The sequence below is a fragment of the Methanolobus profundi genome (assembly GCF_900114835.1).
In the GTDB taxonomy this organism is placed as follows: Archaea; Halobacteriota; Methanosarcinia; order Methanosarcinales; family Methanosarcinaceae; genus Methanolobus; species Methanolobus profundi.
Genome location: NZ_FOUJ01000001.1, coordinates 244222 through 270785 on the forward strand (window position 1 = coordinate 244222; position 26564 = coordinate 270785).

Sequence of the window (26564 nt, forward strand, 5' to 3'; positions counted from 1 at the left end):
TAGATTTAACAATTTGCTTAATTCATTTAGGATTGTAGAATAAAAAAGAGATGATAGATATAGTAAGGACTGCCCAGAAAACCAGCACTAGATCGAACAGGGATACACATTCAGAACCTGCAGAATGTACAGCGGAGTTCCTCGTACTGGAACCGGCAGGTTATCCTATGGCCAGTATACTTGATGAGTATCCTGAGATCGAGGACCCGGGTGTTTTTGAACATTATGCGCGGGAGCAATGGAAAGGTTATACTGCCCATAAAGGGGAATATCTCTTTGACCGTCGTATGTATCCTGATTTTGCTTATAAGGTAACCGACGTTGAACCTCCTGCCTCTGTCATAGGTAAGAACACTCATATCATTGTCAGGGATGCGGTCATAAGCAGTGTTCCTGCGGTAGAGTTCAGAAGTGATGTCACCTTTGATGATGTTGTAGGACAGCAGAGCGCACGCAAGAAGTGCAAACTGATCGAACGTTTCCTGGAATCTCCTGAGAAGTTCGGTAAGTGGGCACCACGAAATGTGCTTTTCTTCGGTCCATCAGGCACTGGTAAGACCATGCTTGCAAAGGCACTTGCCAATAAGGCACATGTGCCGATACTTCCTGTTAAGGCTACTGAACTTATAGGTGAGTTCGTTGGCGAGGGTGCCAGACAGATCCACCAGTTGTATGAACGTGCACAGGAGATGGCTCCATGTATCATCTTCATCGATGAGCTGGATGCGATCGCGCTTGACCGCAGGCACCAGGAACTTCGTGGGGACGTTGCAGAGATAGTAAATGCCCTGCTCACAGAGATGGATGGCATAGTCGAACGTCCGGGAGTATGTACTATAGGGGCAACCAATCGTACTGATACTATCGATCCTGCTGTAAGGAGCAGGTTCGAGGAAGAGATCGAGTTCACCCTGCCGGATGAGGCTGAGCGTTTTGCGATACTTGATTCCAATGCCAGTACATTCCCTGTGCCAACAAAGGATGTTGATCTACATGCAATTGCCAGGATGACAGAAGGACTTTCCGGAAGAGATCTTGTAGGAAAGGTGCTCAAGACGGCTCTACATAATGTTATAATCGAGGACAGAGATGCTGTAACTCAGGATGATCTGCAGGCTGCGGTCAAGAAACTGAAGAACCTCCCGGCACCTTCTACTGCTGATCGGATGTATATCTAAGGATCACCTTTTTAAACCTGACAATTATATCGAGTGGCATGACTGAAGTAAATGAATCTGACCGGTTTGAGTGTGTTATTATCAATGTGATAGACACTCTCATGTGGAAGGGAGTTGTAGTTGAAGAGATCGAGTCCGGTGGCCGTGTCTACTTTGGAAAGGTCAAGGCAGAAGGCTTCAATTATGGCCCCGGTGATGTCCTGTATGTAGGAATGAAGCGTCTTCCACAGGAACTTGAGGACCTGTCAATGGAAGTCTCCCTTTACGATGCCGATAATAAAAGGCTCGACTGGACCTTCCTCTGATCCTATTATCTTTTTTTGTTTTGTCTTTGACCTTTAGTTACTATCATGTCCTGTCCCTGTATGGGATATCAAGTTCCATCAGGTCATCTGCAACTATCACTTTATCGAAGACTTCTTTTGCTTCTTTGAGCAACTGTGACGGGTCATCCGAATATCTTGAACTTATATGTGTAAGGACAAGTTTCAGAACATTTGCTTCTTTTGCCAGAACTGCGGCTTCTTTTGCTGTGGAATGCATTGATTCGATAGCCCAGTCCTGCTGATCATTTGCCAGGGTGGAGTCATGTATCAACAGGTCGGCATCCTTGCTTGCTTCGAGTATGGCCTTGCATGGACGTGTGTCTCCTGTATAGACTATCTTCCTGCCCGGGCGCCCTGCTCCAACCACGTCCTTTGAATGTATCACTTTTCCATTCACTTCTACGGATTCTCCGCGGTGGAGCTTTGAGAAAAGAGGTCCTGGTGGGACTCCAAGTTCGATGGCCTTCTGGCGGTTGAACTTTCCGCTCCTTTCATTCTCTACCAGTGCATAGCCAAGACTTGGAATGCTGTGTTCTGTTTTTAGTACCATGATGGAATAGTCATCTCTTTTGATCACATCTCCGGGACTCAGGTCGATCGCATCGATCTCAAAACGAAGTTTGTAGTAACCGAGTGCACTAAGTATCCTGGCAAATTCATGGACCCAGTGAGGTCCGTATATCTTGAGTGGTTCGGTACGTCCGTGAAAGGACATGGTCTGAATAAGTCCCGGGATCCCCAGCATGTGGTCGGCATGGAAGTGACTGATGAATATTGATGATAATGCTTTCATCCCTGTCTTTGCCCGCATCATCTGTTGTTGCGTACCCTCTCCGCAATCAAAGAGCATAAGCTCGCCCTCACGGTTGACCATTACAGCCGAGGGATTGCGTTCCGGGGTTGGAAGGGACCCCCCTGTTCCAAGAAATGTTACGCGAAGCATACATCTATATAAGTGTTGGAATTATTTATGAATTGTCTATGAAATAACTACTTATGGCGTATCCTCTTTGCTTTTGTTCTATTCAAAGGTGCTCTTATCCTGTCACTCGAAAAGTTCATATAGCATCTTATTATTAATGGAACGTCCATAAATCATACCAGATTTAAATCTGAATTACCAATAGTAATTCGTTCATACTTATAAATTAACGATCATAAGAGGATATATCATGAAATGTCAAGGTAGATCTAGAAGAACCTACACAGGTGCTAAAGTAAAGGCAGCTCGCAGCAAGAGGAAATTTGAGCTTGGCCGCGAATCAGCTGACACTCACATTCACGACACTAAGAGGAAGAACGTTTCAACAAGAGGCGGAAACAGAAAAGTAAGGCTCCTTCAGTGTAATGTTGCAAACGTAACCGATGCACAGGGCAAGTGCCAGACAACAAGCATCGAGACCGTTGTTGGAAACACCGCAAACTCACACTACGTCAGGCGTAACATACTTACAAAGGGATCCGTTATCAAGACACCTCTTGGTAATGCAAAGATCACAAGCCGTCCTGGTCAGGATGGTGTTGTGAACGCGGTACTGCTCGAGTGATCGAGCAACTCTTTTTTCTTTTTAATTTAACTATCTGGTTTTATGGGGTTGCTATATATGAATGATAAAACACGTCATATTCTGGAATGTCTTGGAGAGGATGCAAGAATAAGTCATGAAGAGATCGCAACCCTCACCGGACTTACCGTTGATGAGGTCAGCAAGACTGTAAAGGACCTTGAAGAGAGCGGAGTTATCCGTAAATATAAGACCGTTATTGACTGGGATCTTGCAGGTGACGAAAATGTCTATGCAATAATTGAGCTCAAGGTGAGCCTTGAGAGAACAATTGGATACCAGCCCCTTGTTGAGCGTCTGTACAAATTCCCGGAAGTAAGATCAGTAAGACTTCTTTCCGGACAATATGATCTTTCACTTACTGTTTCTGGTAAGACTATGAAGGAAGTTGCTTTCTTCGTTGCTGAGAAGATCTCCACCCTTGAACAGGTACAGCACACAACGACCCACTTTGTCTTGAAGACCTACAAAGAGGATGGTGTTATCCTCCACGAACAGGACCATGTTACACGTTTACCGGTGACCCCCTGATAGGGGTCACATTACAGGATGTATTAATGTATGAGAAAAGCATGCACCCCTTCAAAGTTTGTAGCGGATGTAATGAACAAAGTGCCTCCATCAGGCATACGCCGCTATTTTGATCTTGCATCAGGGCTGGAAGATGTTATTTCCCTTGGTGTAGGTGAGCCGGATTATGTTACTCCCTGGCACATAAGGGAAGCGTGCATTCACTCACTTGAATGTGGTGAAACCTCATATACTTCGAATTATGGCCTTATTGAGCTTAGGGAAGAGCTGGCCGATCATTTTTCCACAAAGTACAGGGCCAATTACGATCCTGATACAGAGATACTTGTTACTTCAGGAGTTAGTGAAGCACTTGATGTAGCCATCAGGGCCATAACCAACCCGGGTGATGAGATAATTGTTGTCCAGCCATCATATGTGGCATATGTGCCTTCTGTGATGTTTGCAGGTGGAGTTCCTGTTATTATTTCCACAAAGCTTGAGAACAACTTTAAGCTGACCGCTGAGGAGCTGGAAGCTGCCATTACACCAAGAACAAAGGCAGTGATCATCAACTTCCCGAACAACCCTACTGGTGCTACCATGGGTAAGGAAGACCTTGAAGCTATTGCAGATGTGGTCTGCGAGCATGATATCATGGTCATTTCCGATGAGGTATACGACTGTCTGACCTACAATGGCGGACACACATGCTTTGCCTCCCTTGATGGAATGCGCGACAGGACCATTCTACTGAACGGTTTTTCAAAAGCATATGCAATGACCGGTTTCAGAATGGCATATGCAATGGCATCTCCTAAGATCATCAGCGCAATGATGCTGATACATCAGTATTCAATGCTCTGTGCTCCCATCACTGCTCAGATCGGCGCTATCGAAGCCCTGAAGAATGGCCAGCACGAAATGGAACGTATGGTCCGTGACTATGACCGTCGCCGCCACTTGATAATCAGCGGCCTTAACAAGATCGGACTTGACTGCTTCGAGCCAAAGGGCGCATTCTACGCATTCCCATCTGTGGAGAACACAGGCTTAAGCTCCGAGGAATTCGCAGAGCGCCTCATGAACGAGCAGAGGGTTGTCACGATCCCTGGTAATGTATTCGGTGAGGCCGGCACAGGTTTCCTCAGATGCTCCTATGCAACTTCCAGAGAAGAGATCGAGGTCGCTCTGGAAAGGATCGGGGCGTTCGTTGATGGATTATAATTAAAAATATCTGCATAGGTCCAGTTCTATGGACCTCAATACTATTTTTTTGAAATGGGTCCTTTATCTGGGTCCAAAAAAAGATGATTCAATATTGTGTTGAAAGGTTATCAGGAAGAGTTACCTCTCCCTGTGATCTTCAGTTCGTGTAAGCATCGTATATCTGCCATAGCCATATAATAGGTCCCGTTACAAGTCCTATCACTATAAACGTTAACATACTGCTAATGATAAGTCCTGCCCATATTCCTATGGCTTTGAACAACTGTCCTTTTATTATCTGTCCTAATCCCGGGATAAAAAATGATAATAATGCCGGAACTCCATATGTTTTGTTCTCACTCATATTCTACACCTAGCCTAGATCAAACAATATTATAATATTTTAGTAGTATATAATACTTCTCGTTTTATTTTTAATGTATGCTTTGCTAGATCAGTTGAGTTTTCTATGTTCTCATTTTCCCATCTCTTCAAATGTAATATCTCATAATGATGAGTCTCATTATATATTTAACTATACATATATTTATATAGTAGTATGTGTTAGTAGAGTCTGCAGTCACAAAACCTAATGACCGGTTTTGGAGACTGATTGGTGGTACGATGTGTTCATCGGAAAAAAACTGAAGTAAAATGGTACGATTAAAAGGAACGCGGGCAGATTCCCTCTGCACTACATCATCTCTCCCAAAAAACATATTTTTGTCCGCGTTCCGATCTTCAGTATACTTGTTCTTTTCTATAATTATCATTCAAAAGCATAGCATAGGCTATGCATCCGTCTTGATGAGTTGTGTTCTTTAGAAAAGCCTATGGCTGATCATCATAGCTTCTTGAATTGATATCTATGATCTCGTCTTGTGGTCAGTTCGATATCATTAAAAAGAGATGTCAGAAAGGTTGCCATGAACTTTTGACAGTTATTGGGGAGCAACCTTTCCTGTATCCTCATGGAAAAACGTCAATTTTTCTTTCCAGCATATTCATATCATCGTTAAATGGCTGCAACTTCATATCTGTCTGCAGTCATATTGAACATGCTTTGTTCTATCTCAGGCTCGCCGGTCATTGCAGTTCCTGCAACACCCGTCATATTCTTCAGGCCATACAGGCTTTGCCTTGCATCCTTGAAATAGAACCTTTCCTGCAGGAAATCTTCCTCCTTCAGTCTGCCAAGTGCATATCTGATAGTTCGTGGAGGCAGATAACTTTCCTGGGCAATTTCCTTTTGAGTAAGGGGTCCGCCATACTCGAGAACCTTAAAGACAAGTTTTGCAGAAGGTGGAAGTCCCTCTATTGTTTTTCTTATTTCCTTGTCTGTCTGTTTCTCGATATTATCTGTTATCTGTACTTTTTCTCTGTAAGTATCAACAAAAACGATCCCTCATTTCAATTACTCCTTTTTATATGTTTGAGCATTCTGCATATGTGCTGGAACACTCTCATCACGATTGTGAATTAACAATTGTGAATTGTATTTATGTTATATATATTTGTCGATAAATCTACGCGAGATAATGCACAGTGGTTATTTTTCGGTCTGCCTTTAAATGTACCTGGTCTATTTTGCCTGTATCTGAGCTATTATATGGATTCATAGGTAACCGTTCCTATCATAGAACTAATGGACAAAGGTTAAGAAAATGGTAAATGAAGCTATAGAACTAGATCTGAAAGGGGAGGTCTGCCCTCTTACTTTTGTAAAGACAAAACTACATTTAGAAGGATTGGAAAGCGGTGATCATCTCACTGTTATCTTTGATTCACGATCAGCGATATCCAGTGTTCCTAAAAGCGTGAAAAGTGAGGGTCACACCATTATTGGTATTGACCAGGAAGATGCTGGGACTTGGAAAGTTCATATTGAAAAAGCCTGATGGCCAGTCTATCAGTTTCACTTTCTCTTTTTTTTCTCTTCTTCTTCTTTTACAAAATAAAAAATACAACTTTAAGGTGCTATTTTTTCCATGGCACCTTATAAGTTATCTCTTATTGGTCATTTCAGGAAATGACCTTCATGGCACTGTATGCTATTAGGCCGGCTATTATTGGTGAAGTTATCCACATGAGGCCGATACGTTTCACTGTCTTATTCCTTATCGTGTTGAATCCTTCATTCGCACATCCAATGCCAATGATAGCTGCGGGTACTATCTGTCCAAGTGACACTGGTATGCCTGCATGTGAAGCTCCATGGACTATGATCGCTGCTATTGCCTCAATGAATATTGCACGTATGGTACAGAGCTCAGTTATATCGTTTCCAACTGTCTCCAGTATCCTTCCACCTATAAGCAGAGCGCCGATCCCAAGTGCCAGTCCGCCAATGATCGTACCTGTTGTCTGATCAAAGAAACCTGCTCCTACAAGAGGACCAACAGCACTTGCAGCATTGTTCGCACCTGCAGAATATGCTACATAACATCCGGAAGCAGTAAGAAGCTTTACAATAATGCTCCTTATCTTCTCTTCCGACTCATGGTCCATAAGCCAGAGCACAAGTTTTGGATGGATGAATTTCCCACAGAGAAAAGCAAGCGCAAAGGCAAGCAATGGTGTGAGTACCCACCATCCTATTATTGTAGAGAGCAGACCTGTATCAAGTACACCGAAGAAGATCCCTATTCCTACTATGGATCCCACTGCTGACTGACTTGCTGATACCGGTACCTTCAATATATTACCTATGAACAGACTGAGTGCAGAAGCAGTTATCGCAATTATCGCTGCAACCAGTGTTATCGTGTTGCCTGGTACGATACCGTCACCCAGTGTCTTTACGACATCACCGCCACTGATGACAGCTCCGAGAAGGGAGAATATTGCTATCAGGATCACAGCCTGCTTCTTTGTACGGGCCTTTGCACCATATGCTGCTCCCATAGAAGCGGCTGCATTATTTCCGCCAATGTTCATTCCCATAAATATTGCAGATGCAATTGCAGCCAGTGCTATGATCATTTGTTATTCTCTCCTGTTCCATGGTTCTAAATGTGAGTTCATTGTCCGTTCATTTGGATAGTTCAGGATAAAGCAAAGTGAGCTTGTTATATAGTACTGGAGAATGGGGCCAAAATTACCCCAACATGCTCCAAAAGGTTGCAACATTTGCCTTTTTATGCACGTATATATCCAAACATGAGAAAGTGGGTTTGATAATACATGGCTGAAAAGACGATCAACTATAACAGGCTCAAACAGGGCGGTTTCCTTCGCCAGAGGCAGCAGGAGGACCTATTCTCCATAAGGCTTCGTATCGTAGGCGGTCAGCTGAACGCTGAGCAGCTTCGTGCACTTGCCGATGCTTCTGAGAAGTATGGCAGGGGCGAGGTTCACATAACCGCACGTCAGGGACTTGAGATCTCATATATCCCATTTGAGGATGCAGATACTCTCCTTGATGAACTTGAGGAACGAGGTGTCCGTCAGGGTACCTGTGGTCCAAGGGTCCGTGGTATAGTTGCATGTCAGGGTAATCGTATCTGCCCCAGAGGACTGATCGATTCAGAGGACATTGCGAAGAAGATCGACGACCGGTATTTTGCCAGGGAGCTTCCAGGCAAGTTCAAATTCGGTGTCACAGGCTGTCCGGCTTCATGTATGAAGGCACAGGAGAATGACCTCGGTGTCATGGGCGGACTTGAGCCGGAATGGGTCGAAGATAACTGTAATTATTGTACGCTCTGTCAGACTGCATGTCCTGCGGATGCCATCAGGGTAGAGAACAAGACCCTGCATTATGACAGGGAGAAATGTATCCTGTGTGGTCAGTGCCGTATGATATGCCCGAAAGATGCGTGGGCAATATCTAAAGAAGGGTATACCGTCTATGTAGGAGGCAAGGTTGGCAGATATCCAAGATTTGGTGTCAAACTTGTTGAACTTATAGATGAGGAAACACTCTTTAATGTGATCGAGAGGTCTCTGGAGTTCTTTAATAATGAGGCAGATCCCGGAGAACGTTTTGGAGATACTATACAGCGCGTGGGTTTTGAAGAGTTTAAGACCTTTGTGCTGGAATGAGTAGTTTCGTCTGGAAGCATATATCTGTGATACTGATCATTTTTATATGTATATACAATATCTCGTATGGATCGATACTCTCATTCAAATTAATGGAAACTCAACAATGCCAGAACAAAAAACAGAAATCGAGAAGCTAGCAAATGAGTATAAGGACAGGAACCCGCAGGAGATCCTTGAGTATGCTCTCAACAGGTTTGGAAATGATATAACCATTGCATTTAGTGGAGCCGAGGATGTAGTACTCATCGATATGGCTACGCGGATCATGCCTGATGTGAGTGTCTTCTCTCTGGATACAGGTCGACTGCACCCTGAAACATACAGATTCTTTGATGTTGTGCGGGATCTCTATGATATCCCTCTTGAGATATTCTTTGCTAACAGGGAAAAGACCGAGGAACTTGTCCTGAAGAAGGGTATGTTCTCATTCTATAGGGATGGGCATGGTGAGTGTTGTGCTGTAAGGAAGGTCGATCCGCTCAGGCGCTCTCTGAGTACCAGGGCTGCGTGGATAACAGGACAGCGTAAGGACCAGAGTCCAAATACACGTGCGGATATTCCAGTGATGGAGGTCGATCCTGCATTTGGTGACGGGAAACTCGTAAAGTTCAATCCTCTGGCCAACTGGAGCTCAAAACAGGTATGGGATTACATCAGAGAGAATGACGTCCCTTACAATGAGCTTCATAATAAGGGCTATGTAAGCATTGGTTGTGAACCGTGTACACGACCGGTCCTTCCCGGGCAGCATGAACGTGAAGGGCGCTGGTGGTGGGAAGAGGCCACTAAAAAGGAATGCGGTCTGCATTTAGGTAACATAAAGGCCCGGGTTTGGGAATAAGGGCCTGGGATCATCTATCTAAGGATAAAATTGAGAATGTCATTAATTACATCTATACAAATTAAAGGAGGGTCACGATGACCATTACGGAAGAATCGTATCGGCTTTCAAATCTAAAGACACTTGAAGCCGAAAGTATTGGGATCATGAGGGAAGTAGCTGCAGAATTCGACAATCCTGTAATGCTTTATTCAGTAGGAAAGGACTCGTCGGTAATGGCCCATCTTGCGATAAAGGCCTTTTACCCGAAAAAGGTGCCATTTCCACTATTACACATAGATACCGGATACAAGTTCCCTGAGATGTATGAGTTCAGGGATCAATACACAAAGGACCATGGGCTTGACCTGAGGGTTCACAGGAATGAGGAAGCTCTCAAAAAGGGAGTTAATCCTCTTACAGTTGGAACTGTCAAATGTTGTGCCGATCTTAAGACAAAAGCACTCCTTGATGCATTGAAAGAAGGCGGTTATGATGCTGCATTCGGAGGCGCCCGAAGGGATGAGGAGAAATCAAGGGCAAAGGAAAGGATCTACTCATTCCGTGACAAGCATGGTCAGTGGAATCCGAAGAACCAGAAGCCTGAGCTATGGAGTCTCTTCAATTCAAAGATCGATCCGGGTGAATCCATCAGGGTATTCCCGCTATCGAACTGGACAGAGCTTGATATCTGGACCTATATCTATCATGAGAATATCGATATCGTTCCTCTTTACTTTGCAAAGGAAAGACCGGTCATTGAGAAGAATGGTCAACTGATCCCTGTTTACACAGATGATCATGAGGGCGAGGTCAAAGATGTCATGTGCCGCTTCAGAACACTTGGATGCCATTATTGTACAGGTGCGGTAAGGTCAGAGGCAGACACTCTGCCAAAGATCATCGGGGAGATGATGGTTTCCCGTCATTCCGAGCGTATAACGCGTGTTATCGACCATGACCAGGATAGCTCCATGGAGCAAAAGAAGAAGGAGGGATACTTTTGAGTTCCGACTCTCTGATCGAGCAGAATCAGAATATCGATCTGTTACGGTTTGCCACTGCAGGTAGTGTGGATGATGGTAAATCGACTCTTATCGGTAGGTTGCTGCATGATTCAAAATCAATATTCGAGGACCAGCTGAGTGTTATCAAGACATTCTCAAAGGCCCACAGGAATCAGGAGATCGATTATTCTCTGGTAACTGACGGACTGAAGTCTGAAAGGGAGCAGGGAATAACTATCGATGTAGCTTACAGGTTCTTTTCGACACCTAAAAGGCGCTTCATCATTGCTGATACTCCGGGGCATGAACAGTATACAAGGAACATGGCTACGGGTGCATCCAATGCATCCCTCGCACTGATCCTTGTTGATGCCCGTAATGGAGTTGTAACGCAGACAAAGAGGCATTCGTTCATATCCTCTCTGCTGGGTATCCGTAATTTTGTAGTTGCGATCAATAAGATGGACCTTGTGGACTATTCGGAAGAAGTTTTCGAGAATATCGTAAGCGAGTTCAATTCCTTTGCTGACAAGCTATCTGAGGAATCGATCTACTACATACCCATAAGCGCCCTAAAAGGTGACAACGTGATCGACAGGAGCGAGAATATGCTCTGGTATAAGGGTTCTACGCTTCTTGATTATCTGGAGAATGTAAATGTGTCCGGTGGGCGCAATCTGGCTGACCTCAGGTTCCCTGTCCAGTATGTAAACTGGGGAGGAGGCGATGATTTCCGTGGCTATTGTGGTACTATAGCTTCAGGTGTTGTCCATAAAGGTGACAAAGTAAGAGTGCTCCCTTCAGGAAAGACGAGCACGGTATCACGGATCGTCACGTATGACGGTGACCTTGATTATGCCTTTGCACCCATGGCAGTGACCATTTGTCTTGAGGATGACATTGACATCAGTCGTGGCGATACGATAGCGAAGGTGGATGATCTTCCTGTGATCGCCGGAAGTCTTGAGGCCAATGTGGTCTGGATGGATAGTGCTCCTATGGAACTCGGGAAGGATTATCTTATCAAGCATACCACAAGCACTGTGAAGGGAAATTTCGAGGAAGTGATGCATGAGTTCGATCCTGACGACATCAGTATGAAGTCGTCGGAGTCCTTAGCTCTGAATGGGATCGGGAAGGTCAAAGTTGAGCTAAAGAGCCCTATATTTGCGGATATCTATTCCGAGAACCGGGCAACGGGTTCGTTCATCGTGATCGATCCTCACACTAACCAGACCGCTGCTGCCGGTATGATAACCAGGTGCAAACAGGTCTCTCCTGACAAGGCATGCAGATCTGTGAAGCCCAGGGTAATTACATATCCAGGTGACAAAAAGCAAGAGGCAAAGGCCAGTTATGACCGTCTCTCAATGCATGGTACACATTGCATCTATGTGGATGATGATCTGCTACAGGAAACCATCTGCAAAGGTGTATCTGTTGACAGTGATCAGTATTCCGAAGGTATCGCTGGTCTCTGTGAGATCGCCACAAGATCAGGTGTCTCTGTGGTTGTGTGCTCTGACCATCTGAAAGATTGAATTAAAATTTCTGCCAGCTCTTAAGGGCGGCAGATTCCTTATCTTTTTTAAAATAGTAATATTTTGGTTATGTGGTAATCCTCATTTGAATCAAAAGGTAAAGCTTAAGCGATCAATTATTTTTCATCTTTTTGAATCGAGCCGGCTTTGCCGGACCCTCCGGGATGATCGAAGTTATCCATCACCTCTGGTTAGCATAACTATTGTTCTCTGCACTTCTGTTGTTATAATAGTTATGCAAAAGATCATTGGAAACAAAGAACGGGATGACCACCCACTGCACGCGGCACATTCCATTGCCACTAATTAAAAACAATTGACTTTATCGGTAATTGATAGTGTTGACTTCAAAGCTGGAATTTACAGGATCCCTACAGAGCCAATATTTTAAAGTTGAAGTTTCTTCACAAATCGAAGGTCAAATATCTCTTCCTGCCTGAGCTTTCCTGAAATATATCCAAGTTCATGTAACACATCCACGAATCTCATGGTGGATGCTATATATTCTTCAGATACCTTTGCAGTGTATTTGGGTGATATCATATACATGTCCTGTACGAAGTCAGCATCAACCATCTTTATGGTATCTGCGACAAGTTCTGAAGCTTCTTCAGTGTTCTCCCGGATGAACCGGCAGGCTTTATCGTGTAGTTCTATGAACTTCAAAAGAGTGTCATGTGAATTGTCTATCATGTTCTGGCTTGCAACGATCCCATAGCTTGGGTTGTCCGGCCAGAGCTTTTCAGGAGAAATTACTACCTTTGCATCACAATATCTCTTTGCGACAACTGCCAGAGATGGTGTCCCTACGGCTGCTTCGATCTCTCCGTCCATGATAGCCTCTGGTATCATGTCTGCCCATTCGTAGTTAAGGATTCTGATCTCTTCGTCAAGACCAGCTTCTTTGATATAGTTCCTTATGATCACGTCATGAATGGAGCCAGCAGGTGGACAGGCAATGCTTAGTCCTCTGAACTGCTCTAAAAAAAGTGTATTATTGTTATTACATTCATCAAGTGTATGATACTTGGCAGTGGCTATCATCACTGTTCCTTCCACATGGCCCCCTGCAATACACTTTGCTTTCAGGCTTCTGTCTATCCCTATCATCGTGGGTGGAAGTCCGATGTAACCTATATCGATCTCGTTGTTCTCAAGTGCACGGACGATGGCAGGTCCCCCTCCAAAAATTTCCCATTTAGGTTCAATGCCTGCTCTTTCCAGCCAGTCAGTGCTCATCAGTATGAATGAGCTGTGGTACATAGTGGAAAGATGACCGATCCTTAGTTCTGTCATGTATTCACCGTTTCTGATGGTCCGGGCTTGTTTTACGATGCTCAGCCACCGCTGATGGCCGGGAGTACTGAGACCTCGTCCCTGTCAGTGATCTTTGTTTCAATGCCGGAAAGATGTCTGATGTCCTCTCCGTTGACGTAAACATTGACGAACCTTCTGATCTCTCCACCATCCATCAGACGTGTTTCAAATTCCTTGCCATATTCGCTGGAAAGCCTGTCAAAAAGTCCTTTCACCGTAGAATCTCCAATGTTGACCGTTGTAGCTCTTGTTCCTGTAACACTGTTCAGGGCTGATGAGAATTTAATAAATACCATTTGTTTTTCACATCCCTTTCCTCAGTTGATATCAGATGCATTCCTGTAGGGTGCAGTGGTCGCATGAGGATATAGTATGGTAATGCTGTACTTTTTCCAGCATTCTGTATTACTGGCCTATTAGTTGATGCTTATACATCTGCCCTTTTATTCAGGCTAAAATAGCCGCATTTTGCAGTCTGAAGTGAGATATGCCTTTCAGCAGACTTGTGTATGCGCCGGTAAGCATGTATGAATACGGTGTTTTATGAATATTTCATACATTTATGAATGGGTATTTTTGCCTCATTCTATACCTATTTATCAAAAAATGGTCCATTCTTAAAAAAGAAACATGAGCTATGATGGTCGACCTGTGTCGGTCTCAGGAAGGTTAATTATGATCCATGGATTTACAGATGAACAGATCACGCGTTATTCAAGACATATCATCCTGCAGGAAGTAGGAGGAAAAGGCCAACAAAAACTGTTATCCTCAAAAGTGTTGTGTATAGGTGCAGGGGGATTGGGTTCTCCTATTATACAGTATCTTGCGGCTGCCGGTGTAGGGACCATTGGTATAGTCGATGATGATGTAGTGGACCTGAGCAACCTCCAGAGGCAGGTGATACATGGAGGTAATGTATCTGTTCCAAAGGTCGATTCTGCAAAAAAGTACGTCGCTGATCTTAATCCTGATGTGAATATCATCACTTATAATGAAAGGATCGGTCCTGGAAATATACTTGATATCATAAAAGATTACGATGTCATTGTAGATGGCTCTGACAATTTCGCCACTCGTTATCTTGTGAACGATGCCTGTGTACTTGCAAAGAAACCACTTTCTCATGGCAGTATATTTCGTTTTGAAGGACAGGCTATGACGGTAGTCCCTGGCGAGGGTCCGTGCTATAGGTGTCTTTTTGAACATGCTCCGCCTGCTGATATGGTGCCAAGTTGCCAGGAGGCCGGTGTCTTAGGCGTGTTGCCTGGTGTTATTGGTACAATTCAGGCCACAGAGGTAATAAAATATCTTCTTGGAGTTGGCGAGCTACTTAATGGTCGTCTTGTATTCTATGATGCATTGAATATGTCCTTCGACGAGATCAAGGTCCGCAAGGATCCGTCATGTCCTGTATGTGGTGAGAAGCCTTCGATAACATCGATAGAGGATGAGAATTATCTTCATGGGGATGGTGTATGTACTTTGGGTTAGGACAGGAGAATGTGAGTATTTAATCATTAATGTCCTCTGTTGTTTTTGTCGCTGGGATAACTAATTTCTAATGCTTTTTTATGTTTCTCTTTTTCTAACATATTATTGATTTTGTCTGAACTAAGGCAAGATATTAAAAAATCTAATAAGATATATATTGTCGTATGCTTATTTTATCCCAATGACCAATAATTCCACAAGTCCCACAGGTAACATCTCATGGATAGACAGCACCTTAAAAGAAACCTCGGACTTCTTCTCTGCTCATTATTCTATTCTATCTATAGAAAATATTAGTCTTGGAATTGGAATTATTGCAATATTAGTTGCATTTTACATTTATCTAAAACAAAAAAAGTCAAGTGAAAAAGGCCATTCAGAACTTCTCTCTAATCAAGAAAAAATGCTTGAAAAATTCGATTCCATTAAACTATTCCCTAACTCTCCAATTTCCAATATTGTTGATTTCTTCTTGGAATTTGATGATGATCACAAAAAAGACCTTTTTGAGTCTGCAATGAAGTTCCGAGATGAATACAAGCCACTTGAGGCTTTAAAAAGATTCAATCAACTTTTAGATCAGGAACTAACAGACAGTGAAAAAATCTCACTTTTTGTAAATATTGGAAATACTAATCTTTTGATTGGAGATTACGATGAAGCCATTAGCAAGTACAATAAAGCTCTTAAGATTGCTGAACAAGCAAATGATATTCGGTCAAAAGGAGTGGCATTAGGAAACATCGGATTGATATACGCTGATAAAGGGGATACTGAAAAAGCCTTAAAATGCCATCTTCAGTCCCTTAAGATTGCTCGAGAAATGGGATACAAGAAGGGAGAAGCAAACCAGCTGGGAAATATTGGTAATATATACAATGCCAAAGGCGATAATGAAAATGCATTGGACTATTATCAACAAGCCCTTAAGATTCATCGTGAGATAGGGCACAAGTCGAGAGTGGCAGGTAATTTAGGAAACATTGGGTTAGTATACAATAATAAAGGCGAATCTGAAAAAGCATTGGAACACTTAGAACAAGCCCTTGATATAGCTCATGAGATTGGATTCAAATTAGGAGAGGCAAATCAATTAGCAAACATTGGGGTGCTATACTCTAAAAAAGAGGAATTTAAAAAAGCATTGGACTATCATCATAAAGCCCTCGAGATTCATCGTGATATTGGACACAAGTTGGGAGTAGCAGCTGATTTGGGTAATATTGGACTTATATATCGAGATAAAGGTGAATTAGAACAAGCCTTGACTTATCTATTTGAAGCCTTGGAAATTGATCGTGATATTGGATATAAATTGGGAGAAGCAAGTGATTTAGGGAATATTGGACTCGCATATAAAACTAAAGGAGAATTTGAAAATGCATTGGAATACTTAGAACAAGCTCTTAAGATTGATTGCGAGATTGGATACAAGTTGGGAGAAGCAAACCAACTGGGAAATATTGGTAACTTATATAGTGCCAAATATAATTTAAAACAAGCATTGAAGTATCACCATCAAGCTCTTGATATTGACCGTAAAATTGGATATAAGTTGGGAGAGGCAATCGATTTGAGGAATATTGGACTGATATATCATGGTGAAGGCCAACAGGAAAAAGCATTACATTACTTAGAAGAAGCCCAACAAATTTTTAATTCAATAGGAGCATGTAATTTGGGAGATAAAGTACAAAAACACATTTTGGAAGTTATACATAATATCTAAAACTTCCCTCTATTTTCTCTAGGACAACATTTCCCCACTTTCACTTATCCAGCCATCACCCCATTTAAAAAAACATATATCTCTTCCTGCTAATTTTATCTTAATGGCTAATAATTCTATAAGTCCTACAGGTAACATCTCATGGATAGATACCGCCTTAAAAGAAAGCATGGACTTCTTATCTGTTCATTATTCCAACTTGCCAAAAGATGATTTATCAATTTTAATAGGAATTGTTGGACTTATCATAGCATTTATTTCGATCTGGTATGCATTTCATTCTTCTCGGAAACAAGATGACACAAATAAAGAAATTCTTGATAAAATAGATTCCATTAAACCATTCGATAAATCTCCTATTTCTAATATTGTTGATTTTTTCCCAGAATTTGATGATGATTACAAAAGAGATATCTTTGAGTCTGCAATGAAGTTTCGTGATGAATATATGCCACATGAGGCACTAAAAAGATTCAGCCTTCTTATAAATCAGAAACTAACAGACTATGAAAAAATAGCACTTTTTGTAGATATTGGAAATACTAATCTTTTGATAGGTGATTATGATGAGGCTATTAGCAAGTACAAGAAAGCTCTCATGATTGCTGAACAAGCAAATGATATTCAGGCAAAAGGAGCAACATTAGGAAATGTCGGACTAATATATGCAGATAAAGGCGATACTGAAAAATCCTTGAAATATCAACTGCAATCTCTTGCTATTGCTCGTGAAATTGGAGACAAAAGGGGGGAATCAAGTGCTTTGGGAAATATTGGACTGATATACAGTGACAAAGGCGATACTAATGAAGCCTTACAATATCAACTTCAATCCCTTGCTATTGCTCGCGAAATTGGATTCAAGGTGGTAGAAGCAAGTGCTTTGGGAAATATTGGACTGATATACAGTGACAAAGGCGATACTGAAAAATCCTTGAAATATCATCTGCAATCCCTTGCTATTGCTTGCGAAATTGGATACAAGGTAGTAGAAGCAAACCAATTGGGAAGTATTGGACTAATCTACAGAAATAAAGGCGATAATAGCAAAGCCTTGCAATCTCATCTACAATCCCTTGAGATACATCGTGAAATTGGGTACAAGGTAGGGGAATCAATTGAGTTGGGAAATATTGGGCTGGTATACTTAAATAACGGCGAATTGGAAAATGCCTTGAACCACTTTGAACAAGCTCTTGATATTGCTAGTGAAATTGAATATAAGTTGGGACGAGCAAATCAATTGGGAAATATTGGAGTGATATGCTTTAGTAAAGGCGAAATGGAAAAATCCTTGCAATATTATCATCAATCCCTTAGTATTGCTCACGAAATAGGATATAAGAAGGGAGAAGCAAGTGCTTTGACAAATATTGGTACGATATATGTTGGCAAAGATGATGCTGATAATGCCTTGCACTGCTTCGAACAAGCCCTTGATATTCATCGCGAAATAGGATATAAGAAGGGAGAAGCAAGCGATTGGGCAAATATTGGACTTATATTTGCTGGAAAAGGCGAACTAGAAAAAGCATTACAATACTTAGAAGAAGCAAAACTTATCTTTGAATCAATTGGAGCTTCTAATCTAGCAGAGCAAACACATCGTAATATATTAGTCATCAAAACTGATATGAAATAACCCAAATTAGCTATTGTTCTCAGTTTTGAAACTTCCAATCATGAATCTATCGCCAACGGATTAATTATATACATTACAGTAAAAAATACGATGCTATGTGTTAATAAGGTTAATGTACAATGAACATTCTTAATTTTGTAAATATTCTTCATTGAACATCCTTGCCATCAGGACTACATATGATATCAACAAGGGACCGATAATGATCCCAAGAAGTCCGAAAAGGTTCAGTCCTATTATCACTCCAATTAGTGATTCCAGTGGATGGATACGTCCGACCTTGTTCTGTATCATGGGTCTCAGGAAATTATCTATGGAACTGAGGATCACTCCTCCAATGAGGATGCCTACAGCAGTAAAATAATCCTGCTGGATAAGCTGGATGATAACAGCCGGGATCCATATGAGCGTTGCACCAACAACTGGCAGGAATGAAAGGATGATCGCAACGAATCCCCAGAGGAATGCACCATCGACTCCAAGCAACAGGAATGTTACTGTGAGTATCCCACCCTGTATGAGGGCAATGATGCCTGAGCTGATGAGTGTTGCATTTACAATGGATGTGAACTCATTCTGAAGGGTCTCTGTATTCTTTTTATTGAATGGGACTGCATTTTTAAGTTTGATCGAGCTTTTTGAACCGGTACCTACAAACAAATAATACAACAGGAAATACATTATAACGAACTCAATGAGTCGTTGTCCCAGGCTTTGTATCGCGTTGACCAGCAGTGTACTGAAGAAATTAGCTGCGGCCGAGACAAGTTCTGTGATCTTTTCATTAATATTGATCTCCATTGGTAATGATTCAAGATGAAGCTGGGCTATGTATGTGTTTGCAGTATTCAGGTATCCTATGATGGTGTCAGTATCGAATAGGATATCCTGTATCTGGATTATCACAACGGTAATTAGCAGGTAAAGTGGTATCAATATCAGGATTATTGTCAGGACTATTATGCTAAATGCAGCTATGCTCTTTTTAAGGCCCCTTTTATCTGTCAGGTTCGTGTATAGTGGCTTGAAGACCACATATAGTATGAAAGCCCCGAAAAATGCATTGATGTAAGGGTAAAGGGCGTAAATAAGAACTGCTGCCAACACTCCAAGTATCAGAAGTGCCTGTGGCATCTTGCTTGGATGGTTCATTACTTTTCACATTCTTGTTCATTGTATTTAAGAGTACTATCCTGGAACTTCTGAGCAGAGATATCACTGATAAAGAATAAATTCTATTGGATGGTTGTTCTAGTAGATGATATCGGAATATGTCTGCCTTTTCAGAAAAACTCTGGTCAAGTGGAGGGATGATGATGGTATCACAAGCAGTGCAGCTCTTTCCTTCCATGCGATAATAGGGCTTCCTTCTCTTCTTCTGTTCACTCTGTTCCTGGGGAGTATCTTTCTGAAAGAACAGCTTATAAAAGCAGCCATCATCACAGATGTATCTCTTTTTGCAGATGATATATCGATAAAGGTATTGAATTCACTTTTCACACAGCTCTCTGTCAGTACATCCTTCAGTTTAGGTGCTTTACTGAGTTTTTTGCTCTATCTCTGGAGTGCAGGTAATATCTTCCTTCAGTTTCAGAGAATGATCAACAGGATGTGGAGCTCAGGTCCGTCCAACAGAAGCTGGCTTCACAGGCAAGTGCGTAAAAGGGCATCTGCTCTGGTTGCAGCATTGGTATTTGGGATACTTGTAGCAATGAGTACTTTATTTGAAGTTGCGTTCTTTGTTGTTTCTGATAGCCTGCAAACTATCCTTCCGGTCTCCACTGGTCTTGTACAGTACTCCAGTCTGGTGATAAATTTCCTGACCCTTATCGTCCTGTTCATGTATCTTTTCAGAGTACTTCCTGATGCTAATCTTGGTATGAGGTATGTATTTACGGGCTCCCTGCTTACAGTTGGTTTACTTACGATCGGAAAGTACCTTGTTGGTATATATCTCTCTTACAGCAGTATAACGACAGTCTATGGTACCATTGGGTCAATACTTGCTGTTTTTCTCTGGATATATCTATCTTCCATTATTGTTACTTTTATGGCTGAGTTTACTGGCGTATATGCAAAATCATGACGTATCGGCATTTCACCTACATAGTATGCAAAAAACTATATTCTTTTTAATATCTACTTTTTATATTCTATTACTAGTAATATACTTTGTTGGCTGCTTGTTATTTGTCATTGGGGATGCAGGATGTTTGAGACTCAGGTGGTGTTCCAAGTTGAAATAAAAATATGACATATCTGGCCAATTTTAATGTATGTCTTACTTATTCATGTATATCATACTATAATCATACTAGTATGATTTTATCGTGTCCGGTTGTATGATGAAAACATATATCTAATATTCAATATGAATCATGTAGTGGGTGTGTGAAATATGAATTTTGAGCATATCGACTGGAAGAAGCTTATAAGCTCTGTCGTTCTATGTCAGTTAACTGGGATTCTGGGTGGGATATTCACTTATAATTCTATATCAAGTTGGTATGTATCACTTGAAAAACCCGCTATCGTTCCACCTGGGTGGAGCTTTTCGGTAGTATGGCCCATTCTCTATCTTCTAATGGGTATTTCACTTTATCTGATATGGCAAAAAGGATGGCGATCACCTGGCATAAAGGTCGCAATGTATGTATTTGGGATCCAGTTATTTCTGAATTTCCTATGGTCACTCTTATTCTTTGGATTGCGTTCTCCTCTAATGGGTTTTATAGATATATTGGCCCTGTGGGTATTGATCTTAGTTAATATTGTGGTATTTTCCAGGATATCCCGTACTGCGGGCTTGATTCTTGTTCCATATCTATTGTGGGTATCTTTTGCAGCGTATCTCAACTATTACTTGATGATCCTGAATGCCTGATCAGTGATACATTCATTCTGGAAATCTCGTATTTCCAGTAGTTGTTCTATAGTTGTTGTGGATCCATGACCCTTGTCAGTCCGATGATCATTTTGCCATGTTTAAGCAAGGCTCGAAGTGGCAGAAAAAAAATTAAAAGAAAAGCATTCTATGGATGCTTCTGGTTTCTGTATTCAGAGTATGTCTCTTAGTGCATTGGCCGCTGCATAAACGCTTCCTATGCCGCCTATATAGTTTGCAATGCGCACAGCTTCCATTATCTCCTCTTTTGTTGCACCTGCATCCATTGCCTGCATTGCCAGTACCTTTACTCCGTCAATTGCGCCATGCTCAGCATCGAGTGCCAGTGCAATAAGGAATTTGTATTTAAGCGGTATGGCTCCTTCTGAAAGTGCGTTCTCACGTACTCCCTCTATCATATTGAAGAATTCACTGTCTTTTTCCTGGATTATGTTTAGTGGATGTCCTTCCATTTGATCTCCTCCTTTTTTTCTTGTCAGTGAAACTATATGTCCTTTCCTGATGGATCATTATTCATTTCTCAAAATGCTTAAATATGACTCTGGTCATTTATGACCGTGGTCATCTAATTATCTGGTCATGGATCATGGTCTTAAATATGAGGTAATATGTCCCTTAGAGAAAAAAAGAAGCAGGAAACCAGAACTCGTATCTTTGATGTGTCTGCTGCTCTGTTCAAAGAAAAAGGATTTGAGAACACAACTGTGGACGAGATCACAAAAGAAGCGGGTATAGCCAAAGGGACTTTTTTCAATTACTTTCCTACAAAAGAAGCATTGCTGTTCTACTTCAAGGAGCAGAAAGAGGAATTTGTGCGTGACCTGATGACAGGACAAATGTCCCTCAATGCTCCTGTAAAAGAAAGACTGATGGATCTCTTTGTTCTTGTTGCAGAACATTATGAAAAGGACAAAGAGCTTTCAAGATTGTTATTCTTTGAACACAAAAGGCTGATCATGGCCTCTGGCAAGATCCCTTCCGGAAGCCGGCATGAGGGACATAGTCCCGGTCATTTTGTCAATATGCTCTGTTCATTGCTTCAGGAAGGCATACAAAATGGAGAGATAAGGCAGACCGTTGATCCGATGGTCGCAGCAAAGACCCTGCATGCTATTTATTTCCACTCACTTATGGGCTGGTTACACTCAAACACTGACTACTCTTTCTCTAATGATATATCAGCAAAGGTCGATCTTCTCTTCACAGGTATCGGGGAATGAAAAATGTACGCAATAACAGTTGAGGATCTTGTAAAGAAATTCGGTGATTTCACTGCTGTGAACAACCTCTCGTTCAACATTGAAAGTGGTGAGGTATTCGGTCTGCTCGGTCCCAATGGGGCCGGTAAGACCACGACCATATCAATGCTTTCAACTATGCTTAAACCTACGTCAGGCAATGCATCTGTAAATGGTTTCGATATCCGTACAAATGAGGATGATGTGCGCAAGTCCATAGGAATAGTGTTCCAGGATCAGAGTCTTGATGAGGAACTTACGGCCTACGAGAATATGGACTTTCATGGAAGGCTATATCGGATACCCAAAAATGTCAGGCAAAAAAAGATAATCGAACTTCTGGAGCTTGTGGAGCTAGATGATAAAAAGGACAATCTTGTGAAAACATACTCTGGTGGTATGAGACGCCGTCTTGAGATCGCAAGAGGTCTGTTACACGAACCTAAGGTCCTTTTCCTTGATGAGCCAACACTTGGTCTTGATCCGCAGACAAGGAACCATCTGTGGGATTATATAGAGAAGCTGAACAAGGAGAAAGGTATCACAATAATCCTTACAACTCATTATATGGAGGAAGCAGACAAGCTTTGCCATCGTGTGGCCATAGTTGACAGGGGGCAGATCATAGCTCTTGATACGTCAGAAAAGCTCAAAAATGATATTGGTGGAGATGTTATCACTATTGTCTCTCAACAGAAAGATGACCTTTATTCGATAATAAGGTCCCTCTCCGAAATAAAAAGCATTGAAGTGCATGATAATTTTATCACTATCGGACTGCAGAATGCTGAAAAGCACGTTGCAAAGATAGTCACTATGGCCTCAGAGAATGGCATCACTATTGAGTCTCTCTCTATTCACAAACCAACTCTTGAAGATGTCTTCCTTCACTTTACAGGCAGGACCATCAGGGAAGAGGAAGCCAGTACCAAGGATAAGATGCGTATGATGATGAAGGGAAGGCGGTGATATCATGGATATAGTTTACACGATCTGGTTAAGGAATGTAAAACGCTATGTTCGTTCAAAGAGCAGGATGCTGGGTAGTCTGGGAATGCCCTTGTTCCTTTTACTTGTCCTTGGATTTGGACTGGATTCTGTAGTAACTCTTCCGGGAATGGAACAAGGTTACATTGGTTTCATAATGCCTGGTATCATATCCATGAGCGTTCTTTTCACTTCGGTCTTTGCAGGTATTCAGATCATATGGGATAAACAGTTCGGCTTCCTTAAGGAAACGCTTGTAGCTCCTGTATCACGACTTGAGATCATGCTCGGACAGACATTTGGAGGCGCAACAACAGCTGTCATCCAGGGTCTGATAATACTGGTACTTTCACTTTTTATCGGTCTTGAGATTACCAGCATCCCCGGCTTTGCCATAGCCATCATGTTCATGCTGCTTATCGGTATCTCATTCACTGCATTTGGTATTGCCATTGCATCAAGGATGGATGACATGCATGGTTTCCAGTTAATAATGAACTTTGTCATCTTCCCGATATTCGGTCTGTCAGGTGCACTTTTCCCTATAGACAGTCTGCCTTCATGGGCAAGGTCCCTTACATTGCTGGACCCACTCACATATGGAGTTGAAGGTATCAGGTATGGCCTTCTTGGAACATCTCAGGTAGATCCTGCAGTAAGCTTCATGGTCCTTTCAGGATTTACAGTTTTCATGGTCTTTGTGGGATCTTATCTGTTCAGGAAGATCAGTATATAATAAGGAAGGGTGAAAAATAATGTGTTGTAAACCAGAGGCTGTTATACAATTAATATACTAATAGTGTTTTAAATTTTGATAAGCTCTGATATTTGCATTAATATTTTGGATATCATTGCTTTATTTTATTAGTATAATGCCCCTATCATCTTATTTTTACTAGTATAATTTTTGATGACCAGTATATTTTTATATGGATACACAATATAACAGTTATAACTTAATGGGATTTATTCATTTGTATATTTATTCAGTAATTATATCTGTTCATTCACTTGCTAGTTGGGATGGTATTAGATGGGGCAATTATTATTACTTGATATTGGAAAAAAAAAGGATTCTGACCTTGGGTCAAAATTCGGGGAATTGGATTACCCGTTACTCTCATTGTCCATGTCAGATATTTCAGAAGATTCCAAAAGGGTCGTTGAGGATACAGATATAATATTCTATTCATATGACAAGGACGAGTTTCGTGAGCTTGCCGGGATCTTGCATGAAAGTCTGAACAATGCATCTTTTATCTTTGTAGTGAACGAATGTAGTGGAGATCTTTTCCTTGATATTTCAAAGGTTCCTAATTCAACATACCTTAAAGAACCCTTTGGAAAAGAAGAGTTAGAGCATATTGTTCGTATGGTCTCATTGTCACATTCGGCAGGGATCCGCAAAAATGAAAGTAATATGCTCATGGGGCAGTTGGTAGCAAACACCACAGATGATGATCTGGATCTCACTATCCAAAAGTGGATCCTTGATGTAGCTTATGATCATGCTCCTTCTTTGATATTGATGATAGATGAGGACCTTCGTATCGATCGTGTCAACAGGCTAGGTCTTGAGATCATAGGAAAGGACCCTGAAAATATCCTTGGTTTCCCTGGAGGCGAGGTATTCTCATGTGTCCATGCCAACAATAATGGGGGGTGTAGTAAAAACCCTGATTGTCTGGACTGTTCTATCCGCGGTCTTGTCCGTGAGACATTGAATTCTGGCGTAGGTTTTCACAAAGTTGAAGGGAATATTGATATCCTTAATGATGATGGCGTTGTGTCAAGCCGTGATTTCCTGATCTCTACGGCATATGTGGGTTTGCAGGATGGGAACCGTGTCATTCTGTATCTTGATGATATCACAGAGCGTAAAAAGAATGAGAAGACCTTAAAGGAAAGTGAGGAACGCTTCCAGACCATGTATGAGAATGTACCCGGAGGTACAATGATCATAGGTAAGGATTATGTTATCGAGGACGTGAACCAGAGAACGTGTGAGATAACGGGTTATAAAAAAGAGGAACTGGTAGGTCAGTTGTGTGATATTGTATGTCCTAAAGGTTCTTTATCAAAGAAATGTCCTATTTGGGTAGATGGGCTCGAAGGTTTCAGGGGTATGGATACTGCCATAAAATGTAAAGATGGTACCAAAACGCCTATTTTGAAGAATACAAAAAGGATCTTCATAGAAGGTAACCAGTATATTCTGGAGAATTTCCAGGACATATCTGAAAGAAAAGAGGCTGAAGAGGCTATAATTCATGCCAAGATCACTGCTGAGGAAGCTAACCGGACCAAAAGTGAGTTCCTTGCTACAATGAGCCACGAACTTCGTACACCACTCAATGCGATAATAGGTTATTCTGATCTGCTTCTTGATTCTACATTCGGTGAACCGGGTCCGCAGCAAAAGAGATCACTTGGTCATATTTCTAATAGTGGAAAGCATCTTTTAAAATTGATAAATGATATTCTGGACATCTCAAAAGTAGAATCCGGTAAGATGGAATTACATTATGAGATGTTCCGTGTTCGGGATATCTTTGATAATGTACTTAACATCGTATCTCCACTGGCAAGAAAAAAGGATATTGAGGTCGAAATTTCCATCTCTCCTGCTGGTCTGTCTCTAAATGCTGACAGGATACGTTTTAAACAGATATTGTTCAATCTCGCCAGTAATTCCGTAAAGTTCACTCCTGATGGTGGACACGTGTTACTTGAGGCCAGTATGGATAACAATATGGCAACAATATCCGTAACTGATACTGGTATTGGAATTGCTGAGGAGGATATTCAAAAACTCTTTCTGCCTTTCCAGCAGATCGATTCGACCATCTCGCGTGCCTATAATGGTACAGGTCTTGGTCTTTCACTGGTAAAGACCTTTGTAGAAATGCATGGTGGTGAGGTATTTGTTGAAAGTGATGTTGGTAAAGGTAGCAAGTTCACTTTTAGACTTCCGCTGGATGTAGCGATGCACTGATCTGCATCAATTGTCCTGTGCGGTATTATCAATATATAACGCTAGGTCATTTCA

26 protein-coding genes and 1 pseudogene are annotated in these 26564 nt (G+C 41.7%); 19 read left to right on the forward strand and 8 right to left on the reverse strand.

Annotated elements, in window-relative coordinates:
- The first annotated feature begins 50 nt into the window (after positions 1 to 50).
- Both BM008_RS01305 and BM008_RS01310 read left to right on the forward strand, forming a co-directional pair.
- Positions 51 to 1178 carry an AAA family ATPase gene (locus BM008_RS01305; protein WP_177187920.1) on the forward strand — a complete coding sequence of 376 codons (1128 nt, stop codon included), beginning with the start codon at positions 51 to 53 and terminating at the stop codon, positions 1176 to 1178.
- Between the two features lie 38 nt (positions 1179 to 1216).
- Positions 1217 to 1483, forward strand: a complete 267-nt coding sequence (locus BM008_RS01310; protein WP_091932083.1) for a hypothetical protein — start codon at positions 1217 to 1219, stop codon at positions 1481 to 1483.
- A gap of 43 nt (positions 1484 to 1526) precedes the next feature.
- Here BM008_RS01310 and BM008_RS01315 read toward each other — a convergent pair whose 3' ends face one another.
- Entirely contained in the window at positions 1527 to 2447 is a 921-nt protein-coding gene (locus BM008_RS01315; protein ID WP_091932085.1) for a ribonuclease Z, read from the reverse strand.
- A 229-nt stretch (positions 2448 to 2676) separates the two neighbouring features.
- On the opposite strand from BM008_RS01315, the gene BM008_RS01320 reads away from it, so the two are divergent.
- Genes BM008_RS01320 through BM008_RS01330 form a run of 3 tightly spaced genes read left to right on the forward strand, consistent with a single transcriptional unit; the run spans position 2677 to position 4806 of the window.
- On the forward strand, positions 2677 to 3051 hold the full coding sequence (locus BM008_RS01320) for a 30S ribosomal protein S8e (protein ID WP_091932087.1): 375 nt from the start codon (positions 2677 to 2679) through the stop codon (positions 3049 to 3051).
- A gap of 57 nt (positions 3052 to 3108) precedes the next feature.
- A complete protein-coding gene (locus BM008_RS01325) occupies positions 3109 to 3600 on the forward strand; it encodes an Lrp/AsnC family transcriptional regulator (protein WP_091932090.1) in 492 nt (163 codons plus the stop codon).
- A 30-nt stretch (positions 3601 to 3630) separates the two neighbouring features.
- Entirely contained in the window at positions 3631 to 4806 is a 1176-nt protein-coding gene (locus BM008_RS01330) for an aminotransferase class I/II-fold pyridoxal phosphate-dependent enzyme (protein WP_091932093.1), read from the forward strand.
- A 139-nt stretch (positions 4807 to 4945) separates the two neighbouring features.
- Here the strand turns inward: BM008_RS01330 and BM008_RS01335 are convergent, their stop codons facing one another.
- Positions 4946 to 5152, reverse strand: coding sequence for a DUF5683 domain-containing protein (locus BM008_RS01335; RefSeq protein ID WP_091932096.1), 207 nt, complete (start codon positions 5150 to 5152; stop codon positions 4946 to 4948).
- A gap of 816 nt (positions 5153 to 5968) precedes the next feature.
- A pseudogene (locus BM008_RS15265) lies at positions 5969 to 6190 on the reverse strand (hypothetical protein); the annotation flags it as partial.
- Positions 6191 to 6452: 262 nt separating this feature from the next.
- Between BM008_RS15265 and BM008_RS01345 the strand changes: the two are divergent.
- Positions 6453 to 6686, forward strand: a complete 234-nt coding sequence (locus BM008_RS01345) for a sulfurtransferase TusA family protein (protein WP_091932099.1) — start codon at positions 6453 to 6455, stop codon at positions 6684 to 6686.
- Between the two features lie 124 nt (positions 6687 to 6810).
- On the opposite strand, the gene BM008_RS01350 is transcribed toward BM008_RS01345, so the two are convergent.
- Complete coding sequence (locus BM008_RS01350; protein ID WP_091932102.1) at positions 6811 to 7770, reverse strand: inorganic phosphate transporter; 960 nt, start codon at positions 7768 to 7770, stop codon at positions 6811 to 6813.
- A 201-nt stretch (positions 7771 to 7971) separates the two neighbouring features.
- Between BM008_RS01350 and BM008_RS01355 the strand changes: the two genes are divergently transcribed.
- From BM008_RS01355 to cysN, 4 genes are all read left to right on the forward strand, one after another.
- On the forward strand, positions 7972 to 8832 hold the full coding sequence (locus BM008_RS01355; RefSeq protein ID WP_091932105.1) for a 4Fe-4S binding protein: 861 nt from the start codon (positions 7972 to 7974) through the stop codon (positions 8830 to 8832).
- Between the two features lie 106 nt (positions 8833 to 8938).
- Positions 8939 to 9676: a phosphoadenylyl-sulfate reductase gene (locus BM008_RS01360; protein ID WP_091932108.1), complete on the forward strand. Its 738-nt coding sequence runs from the start codon at positions 8939 to 8941 to the stop codon at positions 9674 to 9676.
- Between the two features lie 77 nt (positions 9677 to 9753).
- Positions 9754 to 10662, forward strand: coding sequence for a sulfate adenylyltransferase subunit CysD (cysD, locus tag BM008_RS01365; RefSeq protein ID WP_091932111.1), 909 nt, complete (start codon positions 9754 to 9756; stop codon positions 10660 to 10662).
- Entirely contained in the window at positions 10659 to 12203 is a 1545-nt protein-coding gene (cysN, locus tag BM008_RS01370) for a sulfate adenylyltransferase subunit CysN (protein WP_218146675.1), read from the forward strand. The genes cysD and cysN overlap by 4 nt, the downstream gene beginning before the upstream one ends.
- 387 nt (positions 12204 to 12590) lie before the next feature.
- Here the strand turns inward: cysN and BM008_RS01375 are convergent, their stop codons facing one another.
- Together BM008_RS01375 and BM008_RS01380 are read right to left on the reverse strand one after the other, a co-directional pair.
- Positions 12591 to 13499 (reverse strand): ABC transporter substrate-binding protein, encoded by a 909-nt coding sequence (locus tag BM008_RS01375; RefSeq protein ID WP_091932116.1) that lies wholly within the window; start codon positions 13497 to 13499, stop codon positions 12591 to 12593.
- 41 nt (positions 13500 to 13540) lie between these two features.
- Complete coding sequence (locus tag BM008_RS01380) at positions 13541 to 13816, reverse strand: ubiquitin-like small modifier protein 1 (protein ID WP_091932119.1); 276 nt, start codon at positions 13814 to 13816, stop codon at positions 13541 to 13543.
- Positions 13817 to 14150: 334 nt separating this feature from the next.
- Here BM008_RS01380 and moeB point away from each other — a divergent pair, with 334 nt between their 5' ends.
- The 3 genes from moeB (at position 14151) to BM008_RS01395 (ending at position 18385) form a co-directional block, all read left to right on the forward strand.
- Complete coding sequence (gene moeB / locus BM008_RS01385; protein WP_245747801.1) at positions 14151 to 15014, forward strand: molybdopterin-synthase adenylyltransferase MoeB; 864 nt, start codon at positions 14151 to 14153, stop codon at positions 15012 to 15014.
- Between the two features lie 181 nt (positions 15015 to 15195).
- A complete protein-coding gene (locus tag BM008_RS01390; RefSeq protein ID WP_091932125.1) occupies positions 15196 to 16743 on the forward strand; it encodes a tetratricopeptide repeat protein in 1548 nt (515 codons plus the stop codon).
- A 103-nt stretch (positions 16744 to 16846) separates the two neighbouring features.
- A complete protein-coding gene (locus tag BM008_RS01395; protein WP_091932128.1) occupies positions 16847 to 18385 on the forward strand; it encodes a tetratricopeptide repeat protein in 1539 nt (512 codons plus the stop codon).
- A 129-nt stretch (positions 18386 to 18514) separates the two neighbouring features.
- Here BM008_RS01395 and BM008_RS01400 read toward each other — a convergent pair whose 3' ends face one another.
- Positions 18515 to 19537 carry an AI-2E family transporter gene (locus BM008_RS01400; RefSeq protein WP_091932130.1) on the reverse strand — a complete coding sequence of 341 codons (1023 nt, stop codon included), beginning with the start codon at positions 19535 to 19537 and terminating at the stop codon, positions 18515 to 18517.
- A gap of 106 nt (positions 19538 to 19643) precedes the next feature.
- Between BM008_RS01400 and BM008_RS01405 the strand changes: the two genes are divergently transcribed.
- Complete coding sequence (locus tag BM008_RS01405) at positions 19644 to 20471, forward strand: YihY/virulence factor BrkB family protein (protein ID WP_091932133.1); 828 nt, start codon at positions 19644 to 19646, stop codon at positions 20469 to 20471.
- Between the two features lie 312 nt (positions 20472 to 20783).
- Complete coding sequence (locus BM008_RS01410; protein ID WP_091932135.1) at positions 20784 to 21269, forward strand: TspO/MBR family protein; 486 nt, start codon at positions 20784 to 20786, stop codon at positions 21267 to 21269.
- A 173-nt stretch (positions 21270 to 21442) separates the two neighbouring features.
- Here BM008_RS01410 and BM008_RS01415 read toward each other — a convergent pair whose 3' ends face one another.
- Positions 21443 to 21742 carry a carboxymuconolactone decarboxylase family protein gene (locus BM008_RS01415; RefSeq protein ID WP_091932137.1) on the reverse strand — a complete coding sequence of 100 codons (300 nt, stop codon included), beginning with the start codon at positions 21740 to 21742 and terminating at the stop codon, positions 21443 to 21445.
- Between the two features lie 156 nt (positions 21743 to 21898).
- Between BM008_RS01415 and BM008_RS01420 the strand changes: the two genes are divergently transcribed.
- From BM008_RS01420 to BM008_RS01435, 4 genes are all read left to right on the forward strand, one after another.
- On the forward strand, positions 21899 to 22510 hold the full coding sequence (locus BM008_RS01420) for a TetR/AcrR family transcriptional regulator (RefSeq protein ID WP_091932140.1): 612 nt from the start codon (positions 21899 to 21901) through the stop codon (positions 22508 to 22510).
- Positions 22511 to 22513: 3 nt separating this feature from the next.
- Entirely contained in the window at positions 22514 to 23497 is a 984-nt protein-coding gene (locus BM008_RS01425) for an ATP-binding cassette domain-containing protein (protein WP_091932142.1), read from the forward strand.
- A 4-nt stretch (positions 23498 to 23501) separates the two neighbouring features.
- Complete coding sequence (locus BM008_RS01430) at positions 23502 to 24251, forward strand: ABC transporter permease (RefSeq protein ID WP_091932145.1); 750 nt, start codon at positions 23502 to 23504, stop codon at positions 24249 to 24251.
- Between the two features lie 297 nt (positions 24252 to 24548).
- Positions 24549 to 26510, forward strand: coding sequence for a PAS domain-containing sensor histidine kinase (locus BM008_RS01435; protein WP_091932147.1), 1962 nt, complete (start codon positions 24549 to 24551; stop codon positions 26508 to 26510).
- The last annotated feature ends 54 nt before the right edge of the window (positions 26511 to 26564 follow it).

What these genes read in the sequence shown, in the direction of transcription:
- BM008_RS01420 (WP_091932140.1), top strand. Translation starts at nt 21,899, where the DNA reads ATGTCCCTTAGAGAAAAAAAGAAGCAGGAAACCAGAACTCGTATCTTT.
- BM008_RS01430 (WP_091932145.1), top strand. Translation starts at nt 23,502, where the DNA reads ATGGATATAGTTTACACGATCTGGTTAAGGAATGTAAAACGCTATGTT.
- BM008_RS01390 (WP_091932125.1), top strand. Translation starts at nt 15,196, where the DNA reads ATGACCAATAATTCCACAAGTCCCACAGGTAACATCTCATGGATAGAC.
- BM008_RS01395 (WP_091932128.1), top strand. Translation starts at nt 16,847, where the DNA reads ATGGCTAATAATTCTATAAGTCCTACAGGTAACATCTCATGGATAGAT.
- BM008_RS01310 (WP_091932083.1), top strand. Translation starts at nt 1,217, where the DNA reads ATGACTGAAGTAAATGAATCTGACCGGTTTGAGTGTGTTATTATCAAT.
- BM008_RS01325 (WP_091932090.1), top strand. Translation starts at nt 3,109, where the DNA reads ATGAATGATAAAACACGTCATATTCTGGAATGTCTTGGAGAGGATGCA.
- cysD (WP_091932111.1), top strand. Translation starts at nt 9,754, where the DNA reads ATGACCATTACGGAAGAATCGTATCGGCTTTCAAATCTAAAGACACTT.
- BM008_RS01405 (WP_091932133.1), top strand. Translation starts at nt 19,644, where the DNA reads ATGATATCGGAATATGTCTGCCTTTTCAGAAAAACTCTGGTCAAGTGG.
- BM008_RS01335 (WP_091932096.1), bottom strand. Translation starts at nt 5,152, where the DNA reads ATGAGTGAGAACAAAACATATGGAGTTCCGGCATTATTATCATTTTTT.
- BM008_RS01345 (WP_091932099.1), top strand. Translation starts at nt 6,453, where the DNA reads ATGGTAAATGAAGCTATAGAACTAGATCTGAAAGGGGAGGTCTGCCCT.
- BM008_RS01350 (WP_091932102.1), bottom strand. Translation starts at nt 7,770, where the DNA reads ATGATCATAGCACTGGCTGCAATTGCATCTGCAATATTTATGGGAATG.
- BM008_RS01435 (WP_091932147.1), top strand. Translation starts at nt 24,549, where the DNA reads ATGGGGCAATTATTATTACTTGATATTGGAAAAAAAAAGGATTCTGAC.
- BM008_RS01315 (WP_091932085.1), bottom strand. Translation starts at nt 2,447, where the DNA reads ATGCTTCGCGTAACATTTCTTGGAACAGGGGGGTCCCTTCCAACCCCG.
- BM008_RS01355 (WP_091932105.1), top strand. Translation starts at nt 7,972, where the DNA reads ATGGCTGAAAAGACGATCAACTATAACAGGCTCAAACAGGGCGGTTTC.
- BM008_RS01410 (WP_091932135.1), top strand. Translation starts at nt 20,784, where the DNA reads ATGAATTTTGAGCATATCGACTGGAAGAAGCTTATAAGCTCTGTCGTT.
- BM008_RS01415 (WP_091932137.1), bottom strand. Translation starts at nt 21,742, where the DNA reads ATGGAAGGACATCCACTAAACATAATCCAGGAAAAAGACAGTGAATTC.
- BM008_RS01380 (WP_091932119.1), bottom strand. Translation starts at nt 13,816, where the DNA reads ATGGTATTTATTAAATTCTCATCAGCCCTGAACAGTGTTACAGGAACA.
- BM008_RS01330 (WP_091932093.1), top strand. Translation starts at nt 3,631, where the DNA reads ATGAGAAAAGCATGCACCCCTTCAAAGTTTGTAGCGGATGTAATGAAC.
- BM008_RS01375 (WP_091932116.1), bottom strand. Translation starts at nt 13,499, where the DNA reads ATGACAGAACTAAGGATCGGTCATCTTTCCACTATGTACCACAGCTCA.
- moeB (WP_245747801.1), top strand. Translation starts at nt 14,151, where the DNA reads ATGAGCTATGATGGTCGACCTGTGTCGGTCTCAGGAAGGTTAATTATG.
- BM008_RS01320 (WP_091932087.1), top strand. Translation starts at nt 2,677, where the DNA reads ATGAAATGTCAAGGTAGATCTAGAAGAACCTACACAGGTGCTAAAGTA.
- BM008_RS01425 (WP_091932142.1), top strand. Translation starts at nt 22,514, where the DNA reads ATGTACGCAATAACAGTTGAGGATCTTGTAAAGAAATTCGGTGATTTC.
- BM008_RS01360 (WP_091932108.1), top strand. Translation starts at nt 8,939, where the DNA reads ATGCCAGAACAAAAAACAGAAATCGAGAAGCTAGCAAATGAGTATAAG.
- BM008_RS01305 (WP_177187920.1), top strand. Translation starts at nt 51, where the DNA reads ATGATAGATATAGTAAGGACTGCCCAGAAAACCAGCACTAGATCGAAC.
- BM008_RS01400 (WP_091932130.1), bottom strand. Translation starts at nt 19,537, where the DNA reads ATGAACCATCCAAGCAAGATGCCACAGGCACTTCTGATACTTGGAGTG.